The 24,268-nt window shown below is 61.2% G+C and carries 19 protein-coding genes; 9 read left to right on the top strand and 10 right to left on the bottom strand.

Annotation, left to right across the window (positions count from 1 at the left end):
- The first annotated feature begins 44 nt into the window (after positions 1-44).
- Both K6118_RS11070 and K6118_RS11065 read left to right on the top strand, forming a co-directional pair.
- A complete protein-coding gene (locus K6118_RS11070; protein ID WP_247120413.1) occupies positions 45-962 on the top strand; it encodes a CDP-alcohol phosphatidyltransferase family protein in 918 nt (305 codons plus the stop codon).
- On the top strand, positions 959-2,419 hold the full coding sequence (locus tag K6118_RS11065; protein ID WP_247120412.1) for a lipopolysaccharide biosynthesis protein: 1,461 nt from the start codon (positions 959-961) through the stop codon (positions 2,417-2,419). Before K6118_RS11070 ends, K6118_RS11065 begins: the two co-directional genes overlap by 4 nt.
- Positions 2,420-2,431: 12 nt before the next feature.
- On the opposite strand, the gene K6118_RS11060 is transcribed toward K6118_RS11065, so the two are convergent.
- From K6118_RS11060 to K6118_RS11050, 3 genes are read right to left on the bottom strand one after another with little or no spacing between them, the layout of a single operon-like run.
- On the bottom strand, positions 2,432-3,160 hold the full coding sequence (locus tag K6118_RS11060) for a phosphocholine cytidylyltransferase family protein (protein WP_247120411.1): 729 nt from the start codon (positions 3,158-3,160) through the stop codon (positions 2,432-2,434).
- 29 nt (positions 3,161-3,189) lie between these two features.
- Positions 3,190-5,676 (bottom strand): efflux RND transporter permease subunit, encoded by a 2,487-nt coding sequence (locus tag K6118_RS11055; RefSeq protein ID WP_247120410.1) that lies wholly within the window; start codon positions 5,674-5,676, stop codon positions 3,190-3,192.
- A complete protein-coding gene (locus K6118_RS11050; RefSeq protein WP_247120409.1) occupies positions 5,676-7,007 on the bottom strand; it encodes a CDP-alcohol phosphatidyltransferase family protein in 1,332 nt (443 codons plus the stop codon). Before K6118_RS11050 ends, K6118_RS11055 begins: the two co-directional genes overlap by 1 nt.
- Before the next feature lie 242 nt (positions 7,008-7,249).
- On the opposite strand from K6118_RS11050, the gene K6118_RS11045 reads away from it, so the two are divergent.
- The 4 genes from K6118_RS11045 to K6118_RS11030 are packed head-to-tail and all read left to right on the top strand — an operon-like array spanning position 7,250 to position 11,779.
- The gene (locus K6118_RS11045; RefSeq protein ID WP_247120408.1) at positions 7,250-8,287 is read left to right on the top strand and encodes a porin; all 1,038 of its coding nucleotides are present in this window, start codon (positions 7,250-7,252) and stop codon (positions 8,285-8,287) included.
- A gap of 8 nt (positions 8,288-8,295) precedes the next feature.
- A complete protein-coding gene (locus K6118_RS11040; protein ID WP_247120407.1) occupies positions 8,296-8,730 on the top strand; it encodes a substrate-binding domain-containing protein in 435 nt (144 codons plus the stop codon).
- Entirely contained in the window at positions 8,727-10,730 is a 2,004-nt protein-coding gene (locus tag K6118_RS11035) for an ATP-binding protein (RefSeq protein ID WP_247120406.1), read from the top strand. The genes K6118_RS11040 and K6118_RS11035 overlap by 4 nt, the downstream gene beginning before the upstream one ends.
- Positions 10,731-10,732: 2 nt before the next feature.
- Positions 10,733-11,779, top strand: coding sequence for an HD-GYP domain-containing protein (locus K6118_RS11030; protein ID WP_247120405.1), 1,047 nt, complete (start codon positions 10,733-10,735; stop codon positions 11,777-11,779).
- Positions 11,780-11,797: 18 nt separating this feature from the next.
- On the opposite strand, the gene K6118_RS11025 is transcribed toward K6118_RS11030, so the two are convergent.
- Positions 11,798-12,622 (bottom strand): universal stress protein, encoded by an 825-nt coding sequence (locus K6118_RS11025; RefSeq protein WP_247120404.1) that lies wholly within the window; start codon positions 12,620-12,622, stop codon positions 11,798-11,800.
- A gap of 368 nt (positions 12,623-12,990) precedes the next feature.
- On the opposite strand from K6118_RS11025, the gene K6118_RS11020 reads away from it, so the two are divergent.
- From K6118_RS11020 to K6118_RS11010, 3 genes are read left to right on the top strand one after another with little or no spacing between them, the layout of a single operon-like run.
- Positions 12,991-13,650, top strand: a complete 660-nt coding sequence (locus K6118_RS11020; protein ID WP_281500773.1) for an ABC transporter ATP-binding protein — start codon at positions 12,991-12,993, stop codon at positions 13,648-13,650.
- The gene (locus K6118_RS11015) at positions 13,650-16,022 is read left to right on the top strand and encodes an ABC transporter permease (protein ID WP_247120402.1); all 2,373 of its coding nucleotides are present in this window, start codon (positions 13,650-13,652) and stop codon (positions 16,020-16,022) included. Before K6118_RS11020 ends, K6118_RS11015 begins: the two co-directional genes overlap by 1 nt.
- Positions 16,023-16,027: 5 nt before the next feature.
- A complete protein-coding gene (locus tag K6118_RS11010; protein ID WP_247120401.1) occupies positions 16,028-17,227 on the top strand; it encodes an efflux RND transporter periplasmic adaptor subunit in 1,200 nt (399 codons plus the stop codon).
- 4 nt (positions 17,228-17,231) lie between these two features.
- On the opposite strand, the gene K6118_RS11005 is transcribed toward K6118_RS11010, so the two are convergent.
- The 6 genes from K6118_RS11005 to K6118_RS10980 all read right to left on the bottom strand — a co-directional run bounded on the left by K6118_RS11005 (position 17,232) and on the right by K6118_RS10980 (position 24,252).
- A complete protein-coding gene (locus tag K6118_RS11005) occupies positions 17,232-17,357 on the bottom strand; it encodes a DUF2474 family protein (RefSeq protein WP_247120400.1) in 126 nt (41 codons plus the stop codon).
- Entirely contained in the window at positions 17,357-18,358 is a 1,002-nt protein-coding gene (gene cydB, locus K6118_RS11000; RefSeq protein ID WP_247120399.1) for a cytochrome d ubiquinol oxidase subunit II, read from the bottom strand. The genes K6118_RS11005 and cydB overlap by 1 nt, the downstream gene beginning before the upstream one ends.
- A gap of 9 nt (positions 18,359-18,367) precedes the next feature.
- On the bottom strand, positions 18,368-19,768 hold the full coding sequence (locus K6118_RS10995; protein ID WP_281500750.1) for a cytochrome ubiquinol oxidase subunit I: 1,401 nt from the start codon (positions 19,766-19,768) through the stop codon (positions 18,368-18,370).
- 31 nt (positions 19,769-19,799) lie between these two features.
- Entirely contained in the window at positions 19,800-21,548 is a 1,749-nt protein-coding gene (locus tag K6118_RS10990) for a SulP family inorganic anion transporter (RefSeq protein WP_247120398.1), read from the bottom strand.
- Positions 21,549-21,612: 64 nt separating this feature from the next.
- Complete coding sequence (locus K6118_RS10985; protein WP_247120397.1) at positions 21,613-23,364, bottom strand: bifunctional protein tyrosine phosphatase family protein/NAD(P)/FAD-dependent oxidoreductase; 1,752 nt, start codon at positions 23,362-23,364, stop codon at positions 21,613-21,615.
- Positions 23,365-23,388: 24 nt separating this feature from the next.
- Entirely contained in the window at positions 23,389-24,252 is an 864-nt protein-coding gene (locus K6118_RS10980; protein WP_247120396.1) for an MBL fold metallo-hydrolase, read from the bottom strand.
- Positions 24,253-24,268 lie beyond the last annotated feature (16 nt).

Genomic DNA, 24,268 nt, shown 5'->3' with positions numbered 1-24,268 from the left:
TGTTTTTACCCCCGGAGTTTTTGGGGGGCAGGAGTAAGGCTGGCATGGCCCACACGGCAACTTCCACGAACGGGCCCGCCCAGGCGGAATACGGGCGGCCGGCGAGCATTGAAGACGCTAGCAATCGCTATTTCGTGCATCCGATTTCCGATCAGGTGGTCAAAGTTGCGCTCGCCTTGCGCTTGAGCGCCAATGCCATTTCGCTGATTGGCCTTTTTGCCGGACTTCTTGCTGCCGTTTTCTACAGCTTCCTGCCGTCGCCGCTTTATGTGCTTGGTGGTTTCCTGTCCATGTTGGCCTGGCACGTCTTCGACGGGGCTGACGGCAAGGTCGCGCGCGCGACCGGCACTTCAAGCGCGTTTGGCCGCATCCTTGACGGCATCTGTGATCATCTGGTCTTCGGCGCGGTTTATATCGCGTTCGCGTTCTATCTGACCGGAACGGGCTCGCCCGTCTCCATCTGGTGGCTCGTGATCGGGGCCGGACTGTCCCATGCGGTGCAAGCCGCGGGCTATGAGGAACGGCGCCAGAAATACCAGCGCCGCCACGCCGGTGTGCTCCGGGATAATGTCCAGTCCACGCTTTTGGAAGTGAAGGGCCGCCGCTCCTTCTGGGCCGGCCTTTATGACAAGGTCCAGAAACTGGTGTCAGGCGGAGACTATGGTCTCGATGATGCGCTTGCGGGTTTGCGCGCCGTGCCGGGGCAGGCGCAGGCGGTCACCGCGCTCATCAGCCGGACGGCGCCAATGGTCAAGTCCTGGGGGCTTCTGAACGCCAACAACCGGACCGCACTGATCGCGGTTTTTGCGCTTCTAGGCCAGCCCGCGCTGTATTTTCTTTTCGAGATCGTCGTCTTTAACCTTGTCATGATGGTGCTGATGCTGGCTGAATGGCGTCAGGAGAAGGCGCTGGCGGCTCTCGCCCGTGAAGCGCTCACCCACGAGGGAGCAGCACGCTCATGAGCAACAGGGATGTCGGCGATATCGCCCGCGGCGCACTTGCGTCTTTAGGCGGGTTTGGCGGCCGTATGGTGGCGCGCCTCGCGCTTATGGTATCCGCGGGCCATCTCTACGGTGTTTCCAACGTCGGTTTCCTGGGCCAACTCGCTGCCATCGTTGAGATTTTGGCCGCCATTGCCGTCTTCGGCTTGAAGCGTAGCCTTCTCGACATGCTTGGCTTTGCCGCCAAGCACGACCAGCCGCTTGGCCGTGCGATCGCCACGGCGCTGACGCTTTCTATGGGCATTGCAGCCGGGCTCGGCCTTATCCTTTACCTGGTGTGGCCGATCCTGTTCCCGGCGCACGGCGACATGCCGGTGCTGGTCTTTTTTGCCTTGCCGGCCATTGCCTTTGCCGATGTGTCTTCGGCGGCGACCCGCTACCGCCGGGTGATCCGCTGGGAAGTGCTGGCGCGCTGCGTGGTGGAGCCCTGGACCTTCCTCGGCATTGCGCTCGGCTGTTATTTCTTCGGCCTTCAGGAAGAAGGGCTTCCGATTGCCTATGCCGCGTCGCTCATCGCGGCAGCCTTCACCGGGCTGTGGGGCCTTTTCCATACCTACAGCAGCAAGGACGTCGTCACCTGGCGGCCTGACCTGAAGGCGCTGCCCAAGATGGCGCATCAAAGCCTGCCGGTCGGGATTACCGATATCGGTGTCATGATGCTTCGGCGCGTGGATATCCTGCTGCTTGGCCTGTTCGTCGATCACCGTATCACCGGCCTCTATTACATGGCCCAGCAGATCACGACGGTACCGCACAAGATTTACCAGCTGTTCGAGCCGATGATGGCACCTGTGATCGCCAGCCTGCACCATGCCCAGAACGCGGACGGTATCCGGTCCAAACTCGTTGGATTGTGCCGTTGGGTCTTCACGCTTCAGATTGGCCTGACCGTCCCCCTGATGGTGTTCGGGGACCGGGTGCTCGGTCTCTTTGGTCATCAGTTTGCGGCGGGGGCCGTGGTGCTCGGTGTGCTTTTGATGGCTGAACTTGTGGACGGCAGCTTTTCGCTTGTGGAAACCCCGCTCGTGTTCGCGCGCCGGACCGTTCCTGCCGCCCTCATCATGGCGGCGCTCCTGGTTGAGGCGGTCAGTATCCCGGCCTTTTCCTATATGTGGGGTGCAGAAGGCGCGGCGCTCGGCTTCCTGTGCACCACGGTGCTTCTGGCGGTTGGCCGGCTTTATATGCTGGAACGCACGCTCGACATCGGCGTCGTGGACCGTGGCTATGTCGGTCCATTATTGATTGCCGTCCTCGTCGGTGGGGCGCTTTGGAGCCTTAGGCCCTATATCCCGGTGGAAAGCCCGTCTATGGCAGGCTTCACCATTCTTTCCGGCATCGGTTGTTTCCTGCTGCTTATCAACACGTTCATTGTGTCCGATGACGACAGGCGCATTATCCGGGGCTTGCGGTCCCGCTAAACCCCGGCGGGCTTAAACTTCCGGGTGCTTTTCCAGCCAATCTTCGGCCAGCTCCAGCATATCCGGGCTATCCACATCGATCCAGCAGGCGTCACCAATGTCGATGCCGAGGGCGCGGTCATCGCGCGCCAGAATACGCATCCCACCGGAAATGCTGAAATCCTCCAGCTCACGCCCGCTTTGTTCGAGCGCGTCGAAGAGCGCGGGGCCAGCCGCAAACACGCCGGTGTCGAACGCGTTATAGGGCTCCATCTCCTTGCCGATGGCGCGGATATGACGGCCATCCAGCATAACGCGGGTGACATCCTCCAGGTCCACAAGCGGGTTATCGAGCCGGGTATCGACCGCAAGCGCGACCGTATCGGACCCGCGTTCCGCGGCCAGCAGGGGGGTATAAAGCGCGGGGTCGACGAAATGGTCGCACATGGTCAGGCAGAAGGGGCCTGTGAGCACGTCTTTGGCCTTGAGGACCGACAGGCCGTTCGGCAGGGTATAGTCCGGGTTGAAGACGGTGCGGATATCCCAGCCGTGTTTGTCCCTCAGGCTTTGCAGGTGGTCTTCCAGAATGTCGGCCGCATACCCGGTGACGATGGTCGCGCGGTGCATCCCTGCCGTGAAGGCGCTCCCGATCGCGCGCTCAATCAGGCTCATGCCGCCAAGTCGGGTCAGCGGCTTCAGCTCGCTTTTGCTTCTGAGGCGGGTGCCCATACCGGCAGCGACGATCAGCAGGTCTTCAATCACTCTATAGTCCTATATTTATATGGGGTGTTTCAGGGAAGGCGGCGCAGGCGCCGTTCAAACGCGGTCAGGAGCGCGGGCAGCAGCGTCCAGGTGATGACGAGGCAGCTGGCGAAGCCTATAAGCGCCATCAGCCCCATGGAGCGCAGGCCCCCCATCGACGCGGTGATCAGCCCGGCGAAACCGAGGAGCGTGGTCAGCGTCGAAATGGTGGTGGCCCAGCCGGTCGTCTGCATGACGTGGGGCACGGTGATGTGCTCCTCCTCGCCTTCGAAGCGCTCATACAGGTGGATGCCGTTATCGACCGCAATGCCGATAATGGACGGCAGGATCACCATATTGATGATTGAGAGCTTGAGGCCCGTGAGCGCCATCAGGGCCACGGTGACGAGAAGGCATAGCGCGGGCGGGATCAGGATAATCGCCGAGCCCGCCGCCGAGCGCGAAAACAGAACGACCACAATCGCCGTCATCACACCGACAAGGATGATAGCCCTGAGGGCATCGGATTTCATGAGCGCCAGCATCTCAACGAAAATGAAGCCTTCGGACGCCGGGTAATATTCCTTGCCGCCCACCTTCACCTCAGCGGCGTCATCATAGAATTCGCGCGCGAGCGTGGCGTCGTCCATCGTCACGGAATTATAGATATACATCAGGTAGCCGGGGTGCCCGGGCTCGCCCAGGAAGGTGCGCTTGAGCGCGGGCGGCAGGTCGTTCGCCGTCACCGGCCCGATGTCCAGGTAGCGCATGTTGGCGCGGAGGTCGGGCGGCAGCAGTGAGCCGTCCCCCAGCTTCTTCTTGATACGCGCGATGACGGCCAGACGGCGCTTCTGCGCGTCGGCGTCCGGCAGCAGGCTGCGGACGCTGATCACCTGCGCGATCGTCGGCGTCTTGGTATCCTTTTTGATGTAGTCCTCGAAATAATGGTCGATGGCTTTGACCTCGTCGAGGCTGTCGACCACCAGGACCGCGCGGTCATGGCCTTCCTTGAACACGCTTTTGGACTGGGCCTGGGTCCAGGCCTGCTCGGCCGTGCGCTTGGCCTGGATATTCTTGAAGTTCTTTTCGAACTGCAGCCCGAACCCGAAAATGATGGCGAGGGTGGTAACCGCAATCGCCCCCCAGATGATCGAGCGCGTGTGCCTGTGCCCGAACTCGGAAAGCGGGGCGACGAATTTGGGCACGCCAACCGTTTTCGACTTCCAGCTCAGGAACCGGTGGGTGACCGACAGGAAGGCCGGGAAGACGATATACATCGACAGAAAAATCAGGCAGATGCCCGACCCCGCGATGAAGCCGAATTCACGGAAGGCGCGGAATTCGGTGAGCAGCAGCACATAAAAGCCTGCGGCGGTGGTCAGCGCCGCGGCAAGCGAAGCCTTGCCGGTGCAGCCGATCACGATGGCGAGCGCATCGCGGTGGCTGGTGCCGTCCGCCCGTGCTTCGCCGTAGCGGCTGAAATTATGGATGCCGAAATCGATGCCCAGCCCGAACAGGATCAGCGCCAGGAACACGGTGATGAGGTTGAGCCCGCCAATGAAAACGGCGGTGACGCCGATGGTCCAAAGGATGCCTGCGACAAGCGGCAGCACGATAAGCGGGATCACCACAAGGCGGCGGTAGGCGATGAGCAGCAAAAGCAGGATCATGCCGACCGAACTGCCGAGCCCGAACACCACGTCATGGATGACGGCGTCATATTGCACGACCTTGTTATAGATACGGCCCGCCACGCCCGCGCGCATGACCTTATGGTCGGCATTCAGCTTCAGGCGTTTGATGATGCCCTGGATGTCCCCGACCATCTGTTTCGCGCGGGCAAGGCCTTCATTGCCTTCCTTCGGCCAGATGACCAGCGCGTGGGTCATGCCGTCGTCGGAGACGAAATATTTGCGGGACGGAACGTCGGTTTCCAGCTTGGCCTTGATGTCATCAAGCGCCTTGTCCTCGCCCGGCTTCTTGGCTTCGGCGGTTACGCCTTCCTGGGTGAGGTTGATGGAAACGGGGATGCCGGCTTTCTTGGCGATTTCCTCGGCGACCTTTTCGGCAAGGCCCTGGTCGATCTTGTGTTCGAGGTTTTCAAGCTCCGCGGTTTTAAGCGCCAGAAGCTTGTGTTTTTCAAGGACGCTCAGGTCCTCGTAATATTGCACGCTTTCGGTCCAGGGTAGTTTCTGGATCTCGTCCTGCAGCATCACCAGCGTTTTGGCGGCCAGGTCCTTGTCCTGCGTGCGCAAGACCACCTGGATCGAGGCGAAGCTGCCCGCCTTTTCAAGCGCCTTGTTGAGCGTGACGACGCTGCGCGCGCCTTCCGGCATCAGGGATTCAAGCTTGGTCGAAACCTTGAGGCCTTCAGCGCCTTCAAGCGCGGCGAAGGTGGCGAGAAGCGCAAGCAGCAGCACAAGCCAGCGGAAGCGGTCGATAAAGGACGCCATATGGTGCGCCCACAGGGGGGCTGTCACATCCGGATGCGCCGGAGGCGGGTTGCCTTTACCTTGTGCTGCGTTCGTGTCTGACATCAAAAATAGGCTGTCTGGCGATAATTGCGGGCGATGTCGTCGCTCGCTTTCGTGGCATACGCCCTGAGCCTAACAATGAAACGGATTTGGGCAACAAAAAAGGTGACGAGCGCATAGAAGGCCAGCGCCCAATATCCGGTGTAGGGCGTGCCCATCAGCACGAAGGGCAGGAACGCCCACATATAGGTGTTGCGCCGCCCGCCGATCAGCCGCCACAGGCGTTCAAACCGGCCGGCATCATCCAGTTGGGCACCGGTCAGGCGGCGGTAGAATTCGCCCTGTACGGCCTCGGCCCAGGAAAAGCCGATAACCACGAGCGCCAGCCCCCAAACGGCATTGCCGTGCGCGGGCACAAGGTAGGCAGCGAGGGCGATGAACCAGCTGTATTCAACGAATTTCGTCAGCAGGTGTTCGGCCCGGCCGAGGCGGCTTTCGCTCATGGTGGCGCGGGCAAGCTTGCCGTCGACCCCGTCAAGCACGCCGACCGTCAACGCGAGCAGGAGGCCATAAAGAATATAGCCCTGCACGAAGAACCAGGCGGCGGCAAAGCCGGTCACGGCGGCCACAGCGCTGACGCTGTTGGGGCTGATGCCAAACCGGGCAGACAGCCGGGTCAGGAAATTTTCCATGGGCGCGTGCAGCAGCCGGGCGGGCCAGTCGAGCGTGCCTTTCTGGGTCCGGGTCACCATCAAGCGGCTGAGGGCCAGGATACGCTCAGGCCCGGTGACGCGCTCAAACAGCATCGGCTGGGTGCGGCGGAGCTCGGGCTCATAGGCTTGCAGGCAATCGATATTCACAAACGCCGCCTTATCGGAGATGGCGCCGTAGGTCTGCTCAAAGGTCTCAGCGCCCGCAGGCAGGCGGCCGGTGATCTTGACCGCAGGTACAAGGCAGGCGAGCGCCAGCGGAGACGGTGCCTTCCCGCGTTTGGGGGGCTGGTCCGCGTCTTCGATTTCCCGGTAGGCGATGACGGTGTCGGCGCGCCTGTCCCGCACAGTGGCGAGGATGCGGTCATCGACGAGACTGTCGGCCCTGGTTAGCAGGAAGAACGGCTGGCGGCTGCTGCGGCACATGCCGGCAAGCGCGGCTGGCGTGTCGGCGACAAGGATATCGCTGCGGCCCTGGTTTGCAGGGGATAGACCGGCCCGGATGGCTTCCGCGGTATTCGGCGCAAACAAAATAATGATATGGGCGCCGAGGCGGGTCAGCTGACGCACCTGACGCTCAATCAGGCTCAGCCCGGCAACACGCGCGGTGGCCGAGATGAAACCGTCAGCCCTTTCGGGCTGGTCGGCATAAATTATCGCTGCGAAACCTTGTTTTGTCTGCATTGTTCCGGGCTCATAAGTGCAGTCAAATATCAAAAAGGTGACGGAGCCGGGGGGAGTCTGCCTCCACGCGGCGTCAAAGAAAATGACAGAGCCGAAACCTTTCGCCCCTGACATTGGTCAAGGCGGATTGATTTCAGCTTCTATTGTATGAAAAAAGAATGCACCTTTTATGGCATCGCAGTCCTCTTTTGGGCATAGTGCCGGGAAGGTCAGGTTGGGGGCGAAACGAGGGAGACCTGGGTATGGGGTCCTTTAGGGGGCAGTATTTTGGTGCGGCAGCGGCGGCAGGGCTGATGCTGGGCCATGCGGCATATGCCGACGATTATAAGCTGGGTCAGGGGGTGCGCATCGACGACCTCAAGGTCTCCGGCTATATGACGGTCGATGCCGAGGTGCCGGACAAGGGCAAGTCGGAGCTTCTGGCCGATGACCTCAGCCTTTATGTACAAGGCCGCTTCAACCGCTTCTTCAACCCGTTTTTCGAAGCCGAAATCGCCGGTATCCCGCTTTTGAAGGAAGGGGAAGACCCGCTTTCGGGCAAAACGGCGACCGTGGTGCTGGAACGCCTCTATAACGATATTTACCTCAAGGACGACCTGACGCTCAGGATCGGCAAAAGCCTGTCCACGGTCGGGGAATGGAACGGCATTCATGCTGGCCCTTTGGTGCCGACAGCCACGCGGCCGCTCACGACCTACAGAAGTTTCTCGGAATTTATCTCAGGCCCGGCGCTCATATACCGGCCGAGCGATGAGGCCCTGCCGGTCACCACGCTCTACTGGCAGCCCGCGGGCACCATGAGCCATGATCTCGATACCATCGAGAACAGGAATTTCCGCAATATTCGCGGGGTGAACCTGTCGTGGAACTGGGACCTTGAGAACACGGTCGGCCTGTCGCTCCAGGAAGCCAACATCAAGGACAGCGATGAAAGCCAGACACTGGCGGGCTTCAACGCCCATCTGGTGTTCGAGCCTTTCGTCATCCGCACCGAGGCGACCTATACCTGGCTCCACAGCCCGCGGTCCATGCGCGTGCGGGATCATGAAGCCGGTATTTTCGTCCAGGGCGAATATAACCTGAATGACCGCTGGGCGTTAAGCGCACGCTATGAATATTTCCAGGACAGGGATTATGTGCAGGCCTCCAAGAATGCCGTGTTCGGCATGGCCTACAGGCCGCAGCCGCCCGTCGTCTGGAAACTGGAATACCTGACCCAATGGGGCCAGGAACTGGGCCTTAGAAGCGGGGTTTACGCCTCGCTTGCGGTGTTGTTCTAGGGGGCGGTATGCGGGGGTTTGTACCATATCTTCTAGCTGCCTTGATCTGCCTTAACGCAGGAAGTGCGACGGCGGCACCGACCGAGCGGTTGATGATCATCGGCAACGCCAACGTGCCGGTTCAGGCGATCGACACGGCGGAGCTCACGCGTATTTTCATGCTGAAGCGCACGGTCTGGCCGGACGGCACGGCGATCGTGCCGGTCAACCGCGAAGCGCGCAGCGAGGAGCGGCAGTATTTCTCCAAGCAGGTACTGGGCCGCAGTATGCGCTCGCTCGCCAGCTACTGGAACCACATGCAGTTCAAGGGCTTCATGCCGCCCGTTGTGCAGGAATCGGATGCGGCCGTGGCCGCTTTCGTCCGGAACGTGCCGGGGGCCGTGGGCTATATCGTGGCCGACAAAGTGCCTGAAGGCGTCCGCGTGCTCGGAGAAATCAAATGATGGCCTGGTTCGCACAGTCCGTCCGGCGCAAGCTGATGGTGGCGCTCATTGGCATATTCGTCGCGACCTATGGCCTGACGGCGCTGGTGATCCTGACCTCGGTCCAGCGCTCGCACCGGGATACCGAGGCCGGGGCGCTCACGCACGTCGCCGACCAGAAACTGGGGCGGCTCGATAGTTATCTGGAGGCGCTCAAGACCAATATCGGCGCCTGGTCGCAGCTTGAGGTCATGAACGATATTTATTCGGGCGATATCGATAAACGGATCGCCCGCGCGCTGATGGACCTGCATGCGCACTACAAACTCGCGGGCGATGTTTTCGTCTTCGACCAGAAGGGTGAGCTTGTGGCGGCGTCGCGCCCGATTGCTGAAGGCGCGGGCCTGCCTGCGGACTGGAAGGCGGACACGGGCGTTCGGTTCGTCGGCAAAATGCCTGATCCTCTGGTGGGCGGCCCGGCCGCCACGGGGGATGCGGGCCATGATGTCGTGGCGCTCGTCGCGCCGATCCGAGCCCAATATGGGGCAGCAAAGCCCATCGGAACCCTGGTGGCGACGGTGCCATGGGCTGTCGTGACGGCGATGATGAATGATGACGGCCTTCCATCACTTCTGCTGGATGAGGCCGGTCATCACCTGCTGCTGGCCAGCAATGTCGCGGCCCCGAAGGCGCCTTTGCCGGTGAATGATGCGGTGCTCACGACGGTGATGCTGGGCGGCCAGCAGTATCTGTGTGGCCATGCCAGCATGAAGCTGGAGGACGGCAGCCTGACCGGCTGGTCGGTGATCGCCGTTAAACCGGAAAGCGAGGTTTCGGCTTCCTTGTGGGCTGTGGGCTGGCAGCTGTTGGGGCTTGGTATCGCGCTCTTTGTGCCGATCAATTTCGGTATCCGCTGGATGTCCCGCCGCCTGACCGACCCGGTCAACGCGCTGGAGGAGACGGTCAGCAACATCACCCGGGCGAAGGACCTGTCGCTCCGGGCTGATGTCAAAACCGGTGATGAAGTCGGCCGACTTGCCGAGGCCTTCAATGAGATGGCGCAAAGCCTGGAAGTGACGTCCCGCGAACGGGAAGAGGTGCTAGACCGGCTTGCCAACCTCAATGCCACGCTGGAGAAGAAGGTCGAGGAACGCACGGCGGCCCTCAGTGAAGCCAACGGTCAGCTGCAGGAAGCGTTCGAGAAGCTGAAGACCGCACAAAGCCAGTTGGTGCAGTCCGAGAAGATGGCCTCCCTCGGCCAGATGGTGGCGGGTGTGGCGCATGAGCTCAATAACCCGATCAGCTTCATCTATGCCAACTATCCGCATATCGCGGAATATGCTGATGAGATCATGGAGCTTCTGGACGATATCCAGGCCATGCCCATGGCCGATGAAACGCGCGATGCCATCAAGGGCAAGGTCGCGTCCCATGACCTGGACCTCGTGCGCGAGGATTTGGCCAAGATCATTGAAAGCGGCAAGGCCGGGGCCTCCCGCATCAAGGAAATCGTGCTGGCGCTTAGAAGCTTCTCCCGCCTTGATGAGGCCGAGAAGAAGAAGGTCATGCTGGAGAAGGGCCTCGATGATACGCTGGCGATCCTGAACCATTATCTCAAGAATGGGATCACGGTGACCAAGGACTATCAGCTCAATGCGCTGGTGGATTGCCATCCGGGCCAGGTCAACCAGGTCTTCACCAACATCATCTTCAACGCCGTGCAGGCCATGGGCGAGAAGGGCGGCCTGACCATCACCACGCGCCGGGACGGTGACTGGGCGGTGGTTGAGATTACCGACACCGGCCCCGGTATCCCGGACGAGATTATCGACCGGATTTTCGACCCCTTCTTCACCACCAAGAAGGTGGGCGAAGGCACAGGGCTTGGCCTTTCCATTTCCTATGGCATTATCGAAAAGCATGACGGTAAGCTTGAGGTGGAAAGCCGCGCCGGGGAAGGCACCAAATTCACCATCTCGCTGCCGATGACGCACAAGAAAACCGATAAGGACGATGACTGACCATGACGGCTGAGCCCAAACGCATGACCGAGAAATTCACCCTGCTGTTCGTGGATGACGAGAAAGACATTCTCGACAGCCTGTGGCGGGCATTTCGGCGGGATTTCAACGTCATCACCGCTGAAAGCGGCGAGAAGGGCATAGAGATCATCAAATCCCAGCCGGTGAACCTGATCATCTCGGACCAGCGGATGCCCGATATCACGGGCGATCAGGTGCTGGCGGTCGCGCGTGATGAACAGCCGGATGCCATCCGCATCCTGCTGACCGGCTATTCGGATATCGAGGCGCTGGCCAACTGCGTCAACGAAGCGGCGATCTATAAATATATCACCAAGCCGTGGGAGCCGGAGATGCTGCGCCTCACGGTCGTGCGCGCGCTTGAGGCGCTGGCGCTGGACCGGATGCTGAAGGAAACCTCGGCCGAACTTGAACAGGCCTATGAGGACGCCATCACCATGCTGTCGGTCGCGTGCGAGGGCAAGGATGAGGACACGGGCTTCCATGTCCAGCGCGTGCAGCATTATACCGAGGCCTTGGCGCTGGAACTCGGCGTCGAAGCCAAGGCGGCCAAGCATATGGGCCTCATGAGCATCCTGCATGATGTCGGCAAGCTGTTCGTGCCCGACGCCATTTTGCAGAAACCGGCCAAGCTGGATGATGACGAATGGGTGGTGATGCGCCAGCACCCGGACCACGGCGTGCGCATTCTGGGGGACAACCCTTTCTATAAGGTCGCCCGGGAAATCGCCGGCGGCCACCATGAGAATTTCGATGGCAGCGGTTACCCGAAGGGCCTCAAGGCGGAGGATATCCCGATGTCGGCGCGCATCGCCAAGGTGGCGGACGTGTTCGATGCCCTGTCGTCCAAACGCCCCTATAAGGAGCCGTGGCCGATGGACCGGATTTTAGGCCTGCTGGGTGAAGAATCCGGCCGCCAGTTCGACCCCACGGTGATCGAGGCCTTCATGCGGCTTGAGAAGGGCGGCAAGATCGCGGAGATCATGACCACCTATCATGCCCACGATGACCCGGACGTGCAGGAATAAGCCTGGGTTTACCTGTCCCTAGTGGCACAGAAGCAGCGGCAGGTTGGTCTGCTGCAACAGCTCCCGCGTGGCACCGCCGAAGATCATTTCCTGAAGCCTTGCATGGCCGTAGGCACCCATGACGATCAGTTCGGCTTCCCGGTCATGCGCGACCGCGAGAATATCGGCGGCCACCGTTTCCGACGGCGTCAGCCGCACGGTATCAACCGTCAGGCCATGGCGGGCCAGGAACGCCGCGAAACCGGCGGAGGGCAGGTCGTCCGGCGCATCATCGCCAAACTCGACCACGACAACCTCAGGCGCGCTTTGCAGCATCGGTAAGGCCTGGCGCACGGCATGGGCCGCTTCGGGGGACCGGTCCCACGCGATCAGGGCAGGCTTTTTGCCAAGCGGGGCTTCGGCACCGTCCGGCAGCACCAGCACCGGCAGACCGGATGCCATGGTGATATCGCCCGCAAGCATGGGCTCCTCGCGCTCACCGGTGTCCTCATCAGGGGCGCTCAGGCCGACCACGGTCATGTCCGCATTGATGGCAAGATCGGCGAGCACCTCGGGGGGCTGGCCGGTGCGTTCAAGCCATTCGTAGGGCGGTCCTGCCTCGGGCCAGTGTTCTTCGAATGTCTGCCGGACCTTGATGGCTTTTTCCTCCATCTCATCGGCGACCGATTTGCTGACCGCGTCCGACAGCCGGTAGGCCTGGGCATAGGGCATATAGCTGACAAGCGGCGGGGTGATATGGCACGCCAGTATGTGGGCGCCGTATTTCTGCGCGAGCGACAGTATGGCGTCCAGCCGCGCGGGCAGCCCGTCATCCGGGGTGATATGGCAAAGCAGGGTTTTCATGAAAAGCTATTCCCTCCTGAATGATCAGAAAAATACTATAACTCGGAATGCGGGACGGAGGCTTTGACCAAAATCAGGTTTTAATGCCGGGCCTCATGATTTCTCCGCTGATCCCTGCAACCTGGTGCTGTTCAGTTGCGTCTTGAAAGTAAGCGTGGTTTGCTTTGACCAACATCAATGGCAATGGTGCCGTTCCGCCTTAGTTTTATGGAAAACGGGGGAAGGCTGCTGTTGTCGGTCGCCCATATTATAAGCCCGATAAGGATTTTGCCGTGACAGCGACGACGTCTGATTTAAGCGCCGGAAAGCATGACGATAGCCACGCTGCTGTCGCCCTTGAGGCACGGGGGCTGACCAAGGTCTACCATATGGGGGCGGTTGAGGTGCAGGCGCTCCGGGGCGTGGACATCGACCTTTACCAGGGCGAGCTAATCGTCCTTCTGGGTCCGTCCGGCAGTGGCAAGTCGACGCTTCTCAATATATTGGGCGGGCTGGATGTCCCCACCGAAGGCAAGGTGGTTTTCAGGGACCACGACCTCAGCGAAGGCGGCGACAAGGCGCTCAATCTTTACCGGCGCGAACATGTCGGCTTCGTGTTCCAGTTCTATAACCTGATCCCCAGCCTGACCGCGCGTGAGAATGTGGCGCTGGTGACCGAAATCGCCACCAACCCCATGCGGCCTGAGGAAGCGCTGGAGCTTGTCGGCCTCGGTGAGCGGCTGGACCATTTCCCCGCCCAGCTTTCAGGGGGCGAGCAGCAGCGGGTGGCCATCGCCCGTGCCATCGCCAAACGGCCGGACCTTCTGCTGTGTGATGAGCCCACCGGTGCCTTGGATAGTAAAACCGGCATCCTGGTCCTCGAGGCCATCATGCGCGTGAATGAGGAGTTGGGCACGACCACCGCGCTCATTACCCACAACGCCGTCATCGCTGACACCGCCCACCGCGTGCTGTCCTTCGCGGATGGCCGTATCGCGGGCACCAAGGTCAACAAGACCCGGATAAGACCTGAGGAGCTGGCCTGGTAATGCTGTTTACGCCCCTAAACCGCAAACTGCTGCGAGACCTCTGGCGCCTGAAGATGCAGGTGCTGGCGATCGCGTTTGTGGTCGCGTCCGGGGCTGCGCTCCTCATCATGTCGCTCACCACCATCGAAGCGCTCGAGGACACGACAAGCGCCTATTATGATCGCTACCGCTTTGCCGACGTGTTCGCGACCGTCAAGCGCGCGCCGGAGGCCCTGCGGCATGAGATCGCCGACATTCCGGGTGTACAGAGTGTGGAAACCCGCATCGTCCAGGTCGCGACCGTGCAGATGAAGGACTTCCCGGAACCCGCAAGCGCCGAGGTTCTCTCCCTGCCCAAATACGGGCCGCAGATCATGAACGTGCTGGTCCTGCGCGCCGGAAGACTGGCGGAGCCCGACCGGCCCGATGAGGTGGTGGTTTCGGAACCCTTCGCCGATGCCCATAACCTGAAGCCGGGGGATAGTTTCGATGCGGTCCTTCGTGGCCGCAAGCGCACGCTCGATGTGGTCGGGATCGCGCTCAGCCCTGAATTTGTTTATGCCATCGCGCCCGGGGGCCTGATGCCGGATGACAAGCGCTTCGGCGTTATCTGGATGGGCCGCCGCGCGCTCGAAGCCGCGTTCGACCTCAAGGAAAGCTTCAACAACGTTACCCTCAAGCTGATGCACGGCACCAACAGCCAGGTGGTGATCGACCAGCTCGACAAGCTGCTCACGCCCTATGGCAGCACTGGGGCTTACGGCCGCAAGGACCAGATTTCCAACTGGTTCCTGATGAGCGAGATTGAGCAGCAGAAGAACCTGTCGAAGCTGTTGCCCGCCATCTTCCTCGCGGTGGCGGCCTTCCTCACCAACATGGTGATGGCGCGCCTTATCGCGACCGAGCGGCGGGAGATCGGCCTTCTGAAGGCGTTCGGCTATACCAACACCGCCATCGGCTTTCATTATGCCAAGATGGTCATGGTGATCGCTGGCATCGGCGTGCTGCTTGGCTTCGGGCTTGGGGCTTGGATGGGCAAGTTCAACACCGAGCTTTATGCCGATTTCTACAAATTCCCCTTCCTCTTGTACCGGCCGGGCCCGGCGAGTTTTGTGCTGGCGGCAGGGGTCAGCCTTATCTCTGCGCTCGCAGGAAGCATGACCTCGGTCGCGAAAGCTGTGAAGCTGCCGCCCGCCGCCGCCATGCAGGCGGAGGCGCCGCCCATTTACAGGCGCGGCTGGCTTTCGCGCAGCATATTCTCGAAGGCGCTGGATGAACCGACCCGGATGGTCTTCCGCCGCATCGTACGCTGGCCGGTGCGGGCCTTCCTCGCCAGCTTTGGCCTTGCCATGTCGGTAGCGGTGCTGGTGCTGTCGCTTCAGTGGCTCGATGCCATTGATTCCATGGTGACGACCTTCTTCGAATATGGTCAGCATCAGGATGCATCGCTCAGCTTCAATGACCTCAAACCAGCAGTGGCGGAGGAAGCCATCCGGCACCTGCCGGGTGTGCTGTCGACCGAACCGTTCCGCATGGTGCCCGCGCGGTTCAGCCATGGCCGGGCTTCGGTGCGTCAGGGCATTTTCGGGGTTCCTAAGGGCGCTTTTCTCAGCCCTGTTTACGACACCGACACCGAAAAGGTTATCCCGGTCCCGCCCGGCGGGGTGGCCATGTCCCTCACGCTGGCGGACATGCTGCATGTTAAGCGCGGCGACAAGGTGAAGGTGGAAATACTCGAAGGTCGGCGCCCGGTTGTGGACCTCACGGTGGCGCGCATCTTCGATACTGATATCGGTAGACCTGCCTATATGAGCCTCCCGGCCCTCAACCGGCTGATGCAGGACGGCCGGGTGGTCAGCGGCTATCACATCTCGATCGATAGCGACAAGCGGGCGGAGCTTTTGCTCAGGCTGACCGAAATCCCCAATGTGGCCACCATCCTGTTCCGGCAGGCCGCGATCGACACCTTCCACCAGACCATGGGCGAGACCATGTATATCTTCACGGGTTTCTTCGTCGTCTTCGCGATGACGCTGTCATTCGGGGTGACCTACAATTCGGTGCGAATTGCATTGTCCGAACGCGCACGCGAGCTGGCGACCCTGCGGGTGCTCGGCTTCAGCCGGTGGGAAATCAGCTATATTTTGCTCGGTGAGATCGGGCTTCTGACCTGGATTGCCATTCCGCTCGGCCTCGTCATTGGCTATCTTCTCTCGTGGTACATGTCGAACGCCTTCGCGACCGAGCTTTACCGGGTGCCGCTTGCGGTAACCGATCAAACATACGGCATGGCGGCAATTATCGCGCTGGTGACCACAATCCTCTGTGCGGCACTGGTGCGGCAGCGCCTTGACCATTTGGACCTCATCGCGGTCCTGAAAACTAGGGAGTGACAGACGTGGATATCAAACGACGGCGGCTTGTGATCTGGGGCAGCGTTTCCGCTGTGCTCATTGCGGGCATTGTTTATGCGATGCGGCCGCAGCCGGTGCTGGTGGATATGGCCAAGGCGGAACAGGGGCGGCTTCTTGTCACCATCGACAAGGAGGGCAAGACCCGTATCCATGATGTCTATACGCTTGATGCACCGCTGACGGGCGAGATGACCCGGATCGACGCGCTGGTGGGCGATACTGTCAAGGCCGGGGAAACTGAGCTGACCGAGATACAGCCCGCAGAACCGGCGTTTCTGGATGTCCGGTCCGAAGCCGAACAGAAGGCGGCGGTAGAGGCGGCGAAAGCGGCGGAGAAGCTGGCGTCAGCCGATGTGGGCAAAGCGCAGGCAACGCTGGCCTTCGCCAATGAGGAACTGGCCCGCGCCCGCGGGCTTATCGAGGACGGGACGATCTCTAAACGGACGCTCGATGATGCAGTGCGTGCCCGCAAGGTCGCCGAAGCCAGTCTCGAAAGTGCCAAGGCAGCCCTGAAGGTACGCGAACATGAACTGGCGCAGGCACGCACACGGCTTCTCAGTCGTAAGGATATCGACAGCAAGCAGAAAGGCTGTGACTGCGTGCCGGTGAAGGCGCCCGTGAGCGGCGTGATCTTGCAGATTTTCCATAAAAGCGAAGGCGTGGTTGCGGCTGGGACGCCGCTTATCGAGATCGGCAACCCTGAAAACCTGGAACTGACCGTGGACCTTCTGTCGGAAGACGCGGTGCTCGTGAGCCCGGGCCAGAAGGCGATCATTACCGGCTGGGGCGGCCCCGATATGGAGGCGCGCGTACGCCGGATCGAACCCTTCGGCTATACCAAGGTCTCCGCGCTCGGCATTGAAGAACAGCGGGTGAACGTGATCCTCGATCTCGTCAATCCGCCGGAAAGCTGGCACCGGCTCGGCCACGGTTACCGGGTCGATGTGCGCGTGGTGCTGTTTGACGGCAATGTGCTCAAGCTGCCGCTCGGCGCCCTGTTCCGCAACGGTGGCGGCTGGTCGGTGTTCGTTGTCGATGACGGCCATGCCCGGCTTAGGGAGGTCGAGGTCGGCGAACGCAATAACCTGGAAGCCGAGATCAAAGGCGGCCTGAAGGCCGGGGAAAAGGTCGTGCTTTACCCCGGCGACCGCATTCAGGATGGCACCGCCGTCGCCCAGCGCTAAGCTATCAGAAGAGGATGAGCCTCAGACCGTAGGCAACCACGCCTACGGTCAGGACACCCGCCACCCAAAGCCCTGCGAACCACAGGAGCTTCTTGGATAGCGGGCGTTCGTCTGGGGTGGGGCCGGTCATCAGTGATAGCCTTCGCCCTGTTTCACCTTGCCCCGGAAAATCCAGTAGGCGTAGGCGGTGTAGCCGAGGATGATGGGCAGCAGAACCACCGTCCCCACCAGCAGGAAGCCGAGGCTCTTGTCCGGCGCCGCTGCTTCCCAGATCGTGACTTTAAGCGGCACGATATGCGGGAACAGGCTGATGCCGAGGCCGATGAAGGACAGCACGAACAGCGTGACCGCCGCCAGGAACGGCTTATAGTCGGCGCCCTTCTTGAGGCTGCGCCACAGCCACAGCGCGGCGGCCATCACCGCGATCGGCACTGGCGCGGTATAAAGAACCGCCGGGTAGGAGAACCAGATCTCCATGAAGCGTGGGTCGAGCGACAGGGTCGCGCCGCTGATCAGCCCGATGAACAGCACGGTGCCAACACCGGTGATGGTGGCATAGCGCACCGCCTGTTTCCGTAAGGTGCCCTCGGTTTTCATGACGAGCCAGGTGGAGCCCAGAAGCGCGTAGCCGACCACGAGGGCGACACCGGTCAGCAGGCTGAACGGGGTCAGCCAGTCCCACCAGCCACCGGCGTAGGCGCGGCCTTCGACATGGATACCCTGCACGAAAGCACCGAGCGCGATGCCCTGGCAGAAGGCGGCGACCATGGACCCCGCGGTGAAGGCAAAGTCCCAGTGGCCGCGGTGGTTCTCGCTCCGCCAGCGGAACTCGAACGCCACACCGCGGAAGATGAGCGCGATCAGCATGGCGATGACCGGGGCGTAAAGCGCGGGCATCAGGATCGAGTAGGCCAGCGGGAAGGTGGCGAACAGGCCGCCACCGCCGAGGATCAGCCAGGTTTCGTTGCCGTCCCACACTGGGGCGACCGTGTTCATGGCGACATCGCGGTCCTGGTCACGCCTCAGGAACGGGAACAGGATGCCGATGCCGAGGTCGAAACCGTCAAGCAGCACATAGATGAGGATCGCGGTGGCGATCAGGAAAGCCCAGATGAGCGGTAGGTCGATCATGGCTGGCTCCTATTCTTTTGCGTCTGTGGTTTCGAGGTAGGCGGCGGTGGACGCGACCCGGGTAGGTTTACCCCTGTCCGGACCGTGCGTGGCCTCACTCGGTGTCTGGCGCATCAGGCGCAGGATGTAGAAGACCCCGGTACCGAACACGATGAAGTAAACGGCTGCGAACACGGCAAGCGATGTCCCGACAGCCGGTGCCCCAATGGGCGACATGGACTGGTCGGTGCGCAGGAGGCCGTAGATCGTATAGGGCTGGCGGCCGACTTCGGTGACGATCCAGCCTGAGACCACGGCGATGAAACCGGCGGGGCCCATCGCGACGGCAGCTTTCTTCAGAAGCGGCGTGTCATAAAGCTTGCCGCGGAAGCGCTGGACAAGTCCCCAAATGCCGAGCCCGGCCATCAGAAGCCCAAGCCCCACCATAACCCGGAAGGCCCAGAAGACCACGAACACCGGCGGACGTTCGTCCTTCGGCCATTCCTTCAGGCCCTTGATGGTGCCGTTCATGCTGTGGGTCAGGATCAGGCTGGCGAGATGCGGAATTTCGACCGCGTAATCCACGGTCTCGGTCTTCTCATTCGGGATGCCGAACAGCAGCAGCGGCACAGGGCCGTCATTCTCAAAGTGACCTTCCATCGCGGCCACCTTGGCGGGCTGGTGCTCCAGCGTGTTGAGGCCATGCTGGTCACCGGCGAAAATCTGGATCGGCGCGACGATGGCGGCCATCCAAAGCGCCATGGAGAACATGATGCGCGCGGGGCGGTTGTCCTTGTCCTTCAGAAGGTGCCAGGCGCCGACACTGCCGACCACGAAGGCGGTGGTCAGGTAGGCTGCCAGCACCATATGAACCAGCCGGTAGGGGAAGGACGGGTTGAAGATCACCTCCCACCAATCGGCGGCGACAAACTGGCCTGCGTCGTTGATGGCATAGCCCGCCGGCGTCTGCATCCAGCTGTTCACGCTCAAAATCCAGAAGGCGGAGAAGAGCGTGCCGAAGGCCACCATCAGCGTGGCGGTGTAATGCAGCCGCTTGCCGACCCGTTCGAGCCCGAACAGCATGATGCCGAGGAAGCCTGCTTCCAGGAAGAAGGCGGACAGGACTTCATAGCCCAGCAGCGGGCCGATCACCGGGCCGGCCTTATCGGAGAAGACGGACCAGTTGGTGCCGAACTGGTAGCTCATCACCAGGCCGGAAACCACGCCCATGCCGAAGGCGACAGCGAAGATTTTCATCCAGTATTTGAAGGCGGTCAGGTAGGCGTTGTCGCCGGTTTTGAGCCATAACCCTTCAAGGACGGCGAGGTAGGAGGCGAGGCCGATGGAGAAGGCGGGGAAGATGATGTGGAAGGCGACAGTGAAGGCAAATTGTGAACGTGCTAGGAATTCAGCGCTGAAATAATCAGCCATCTGTTTACTCCTTGATCTGGCGGAGCTGGGGTCACTCCGCCGCTTGGGCTGTACGGGCCAGATCGGGGGCCAATTCTTCGATGGCCTTATACTGGCTAAGGAATACTTTGCCTGTGAGGTGCTGCAGCAGGCTGGACCGTTCAAGCCGATCCATCACCGGCCCTTTGACCTCACTCAGGTGGAAGGTGACGCCTGAGGTCTTCAGGCGGCTGTTGATCTCCTCCAGGCTCTCAAGAGCGCTGGCATCGATCTCGTTAACGGCCGGGCACATCAGGACAACATGCTTGAGCGCCTTGTTCGCACTCACCAAATCATAGACCTTGTCCTCAAGGAACCGGGCGTTGGCGAAATACAAACTCTCATCAACCCGGAGGGTCAACACCGTATCATTCGTCAAGACATTATGCCGCAGGATGTTACGGAAATGCTCGGTTCCTGGCACGATTCCGACGATAGCACAGTGCGGTTTGCTTGTCCGGTAAAGGTGCAGCACGATCGATAAAACCACACCTGCGATCAGACCGAGTTCGACTCCGGCGATCAAGGTCACGACAATGGTTGTCGCGGTGGCGGCGAAGTCGCGCTTCGAATAGCGCCAGGTATGCAGAAGCACCTTGCCGTCGATCAGCGACAGCACGGCGACGATGATGGTCGCGGCCAGCGTCGCCTTGGGCAGGAAATACAGAAGCGGGGTCAGGAAGATGGTGGCGACGGCGATGCCGATGGCGGTGAAGGCGCCAGCCGCCGGGGTTTCGGCCCCTGCATCAAAATTGACGACCGACCGGGCGAAGCCGCCGGTTATCGGGTAGCCGCCGGTCACGCCCGCGCCGATATTGGCGATGCCGAGGGCGACAAGCTCCTGGTCCGGGTCCACGCGTTGACGGCGTTTGGCAGCCAGGGTCTGTGCCACGGAAATCGAGGAGACGAAGCCGATCAGGCTGATCAGAAAGGCCGAGCTGGCCATGTGGGTGATCAGCGCCATGTCGAGATGCGGCACGGTCACGGACGGCAGGCCCACGGGCACTTGGCCAACCACAGGCACGCCGCTTTGGTCCAGATGCCAAACGGCGGTGATAAGGGTGGTGATGATAACCACCGCGACGGGCCCGCCCTTGGCAAGCGGCCCGGCCCAGGTTTCGCTGACGCCGATGGACAGGAGCATCTTCTTCAGGCGGGAGCGGGTTGAGAACAGCGCCGCCATGCTGGCGGTGCCGATGATCAGGGTAGGCACGTTGGTTTTGCCGATTTGGGCGGAAAGCGATTCAATAAGCTCGATTAATGTGCTGCCGCTCGATGTAATCCCGAGGATATATTTGAACTGGCTGACCGCGATCAGGATGCTGGAGGCGACGATGAAGCCGGAAATCACCGGGTGGCTGAGGAAATTCACCAGAAACCCCAGGCGCATCAGCCCCATCACCAAAAGCATCAGGCCGGAAAGGAGCGCGAGGACCATCGCCGCTTCGACATAGCCGATGCCGCTTCCGGGCGCAGCATGGGATATAGCGGCTGCTGTCATCAGCGAGATCACGGCTACGGGGCCGACCGCCAGCGCCCGTCCGGTGCCGAAGATGGCATAAAGCACAAGCGGCAGCATACTGGCATAGAGGCCGACTTCAGGCGGCAGGTCAGCAAGCATGGCATAGGCAAGCGACTGCGGGATCAGCATGACTGTGACGATGATGGCCGCCGTGATGTCGCTGACAAACGCCCGGCTGTTGTAAGCCGCTCCCCACTCGAGAATGGGGAAGAAACGCTTGAGGGTGGAAGCCGCTTTCATGGGCTATATATCCTTCTCTCGCCTGTAAAGGACGATGGCAGCAGGGGAACTGCTGCCATCATTGTTATTTTTTGTCTTTGAAATCGCAAGCGTCTGACGCGTCATGTGCGAGCGGCGCATGGCTCAGCACCTGCGGTTTCGCCAGCCATTCCCGGCCTTTGAGCATCAGGTCGAAATAGATGGACGGCATCAGCTTTTCCTTCAGGAACCAGGCGATGCTGGACGGCTTGGTGCCTTCGATCAGCCAGCGCGGCAGAGTCGGCTGCAGTTTGCCGCCATAGCCGAATTCGGCGAGGACGACCTTGCCGCGTTCCACCGTCAGCGGGCAGGAGCCGTAACCTGCATAAAGCGCGCCGGGGGCCTGGCCGTCCAGAACGGCGAGCACATTGTGGGCAACCACGGGCGCCTGCTTGCGCACGGCCGCGGCGGTTTTGGCGTTGGGGGCGGAACAGCTGTCGCCGAGCGAGAAGATATTGCCATACTTCTGGTGCTGCAGCGTTTCATTATTGACGGCGACCCAGCCGACGGCATCGGCGATCGGGCTGCCCTTCATGACATCGAGCGGCCCTTGCGGCGGGCAGACATGGAGCATGTCGAATTCCCGCGTTTCTTGGGTGACGTTCCCGGCGTCATCGGTCACCGCGAAGGTGGCGATTTTCTTCGCGCCATCGACCGCGATCAGGTCTTCTTTGTAATGCAGGTGGGCGTTATAGCGCTCGATATAGCCCATCAGGGCAGGGACATAGTCGGCGACGCCGAAAAGCGCGGCACCTGCCAGGTGGAAATTGATGTCGATATCCTTGAGACGGCCCTCGCGGCGCCAATGGTCGCACGCCATATACATGGCTTTCTGCGGCGCGCCCGCACATTTGATCGGCATCGGCGGCTGGGTGAAAAGCGCGCGGCCGTTCCTGAGGCCGGTGACCAGCTCCCAGGTATAGGGGGCGAGGTCGAACCGGTAGTTTGAGGTTACGCCGTTCTTGCCTAGCGTGTCGGTCAGGCCCTCGACCTTGTCCCAGTCGAGCTTCAGGCCCGGGGCAACCACGAGGGTCTTGTAATAGATTTTCTCACCGTCTTCGAGGACCACGGCATTCTTGGTGGGCAGGAATTCCGCCACCGCGCCATGCAGCCAGGTCGTGCCTGCGGGCAGGACATCCGCGAGCGGGCGTTTCGTCTGTTCACGGCTGAAGACGCCGCCGCCGACCAGGGTCCAGCCGGGCTGGTAATAATGAACCTCTTTGGGCTCGATGATGGCGATGTCCAGGTCCGCGCGGCGCTTAAGCAGGCTGGCTGCAGCGGCGATGCCGCCGGCGCCGCCCCCGATGATGACAACATCGTGGGCATGGCGCTCGGCCTCGGGCACCTTCTTGGCCCGGCCTTTGGTGTCAGCGCTGCCCGCCGTCATGCCTTCAATCGTGCCGCGGAGGGCGCTGAGGTTATAGCCAGCGGATGCCGCGGTCTTGAGGATGGCGTCGGTGGACAGGTGCCCGGCTTCGGAAAGCGCCCACAGGCTGATCGACCGCATCCCCGAACGGCAGTGTGCCAGCACCGGGCCTTTCATCTGGGCCATGGCGCGACCGAAGGCGTTGATGTCCTTCTTGGTCATGCGGCCGGGGCGGATCGGAATATGGCGGTAGTCCATGCCATGTTCGGCAGCCAGATCAGCCATTTTTGCAGCGCTCGGCTGGCCCATGCTTTCACCGTCCGGGCGGTTGTTGATGATGCCCTTGAAACCTTGGGCGGCCAGGATGCTGATGTCCTGCTCACTGATTTGCGGCGAAACCGAAAGGCCCGGCGTTACTTTTTTTACAGTCATGGGGTGGGGCTCTCCTAGTCGCCGTTAAAACAGGTTGATCGGCAGTTTCAAATAGCGGATGCCATTGTCTTCTGCCGGGGGCATGTCGCCCGCGCGCATATTGACCTGCACGGACGGCAGGATGAGGCGCGGCATATCAAGCGTGGCGTCGCGTTTGTTGCGCATCTCTGCGAACTCTGCGGCGCTGATGCCTTCATGAATATGAACATTCTTGGTCTTCTCCTCGCCGACGGTGGTTTCCCAGGCGTAGGTGTCACGCCCCGGGGCCTTATAGTCATGGCACATGAAGAGACGGGTCTCATCCGGCAGGGCAAAAATTTTCTGGACCGAGGCGTAAAGCGTTTCGGCGCTGCCGCCCGGGAAGTCGCAGCGGGCGGTGCCATAGTCCGGCATGAAGAGGGTGTCGCCAACGAAGCCGGCATCGCCGATGATATAGGTCATGCAGGCGGGGGTGTGGCCGGGCGTGTGGAGGGCGCGGGCCTCGATGTTGCCAACCTTGAAGCTGTCGCCATCGTTGAACAGATGGTCGAACTGGCTGCCATCGCGCTGGAAGTCGGTCCCGGCGTTGAACGCTTTGCCGAAGACATCCTGCACAACGGTGATGTTGGTGCCGATGGCGAGCGCGCCGCCCAGCTTTTCCTTGAGGTAGGGGGCTGCGGACATATGGTCGGCATGGACGTGGGTTTCGAGAATCCAGTCCACTGTCAGGCCGGCTTCCTCAATGAAGGCGATGATCTCATCGGCGCTTTTGGTGCTGGTCCGGCCCGAATTGGGGGCGAAGTCGAGCACGGAATCGACGATGGCGCATTTCTTGGTTTCCGGGTCGGACACCACGTAGCTCACGGTAAAGGTGTCCTTGTCGAAGAAGGCTTTGACTTGCGGGGTCATGGATTATCTCCTGGCG

The sequence above is a fragment of the Kordiimonas marina genome (assembly GCF_023006325.1).
Taxonomy (GTDB): domain Bacteria; phylum Pseudomonadota; class Alphaproteobacteria; order Sphingomonadales; family Kordiimonadaceae; genus Kordiimonas; species Kordiimonas marina.
The sequence above is the reverse complement of the archived record's forward strand: the minus strand, read 5'-3'. Positions and strand labels throughout refer to the sequence as shown.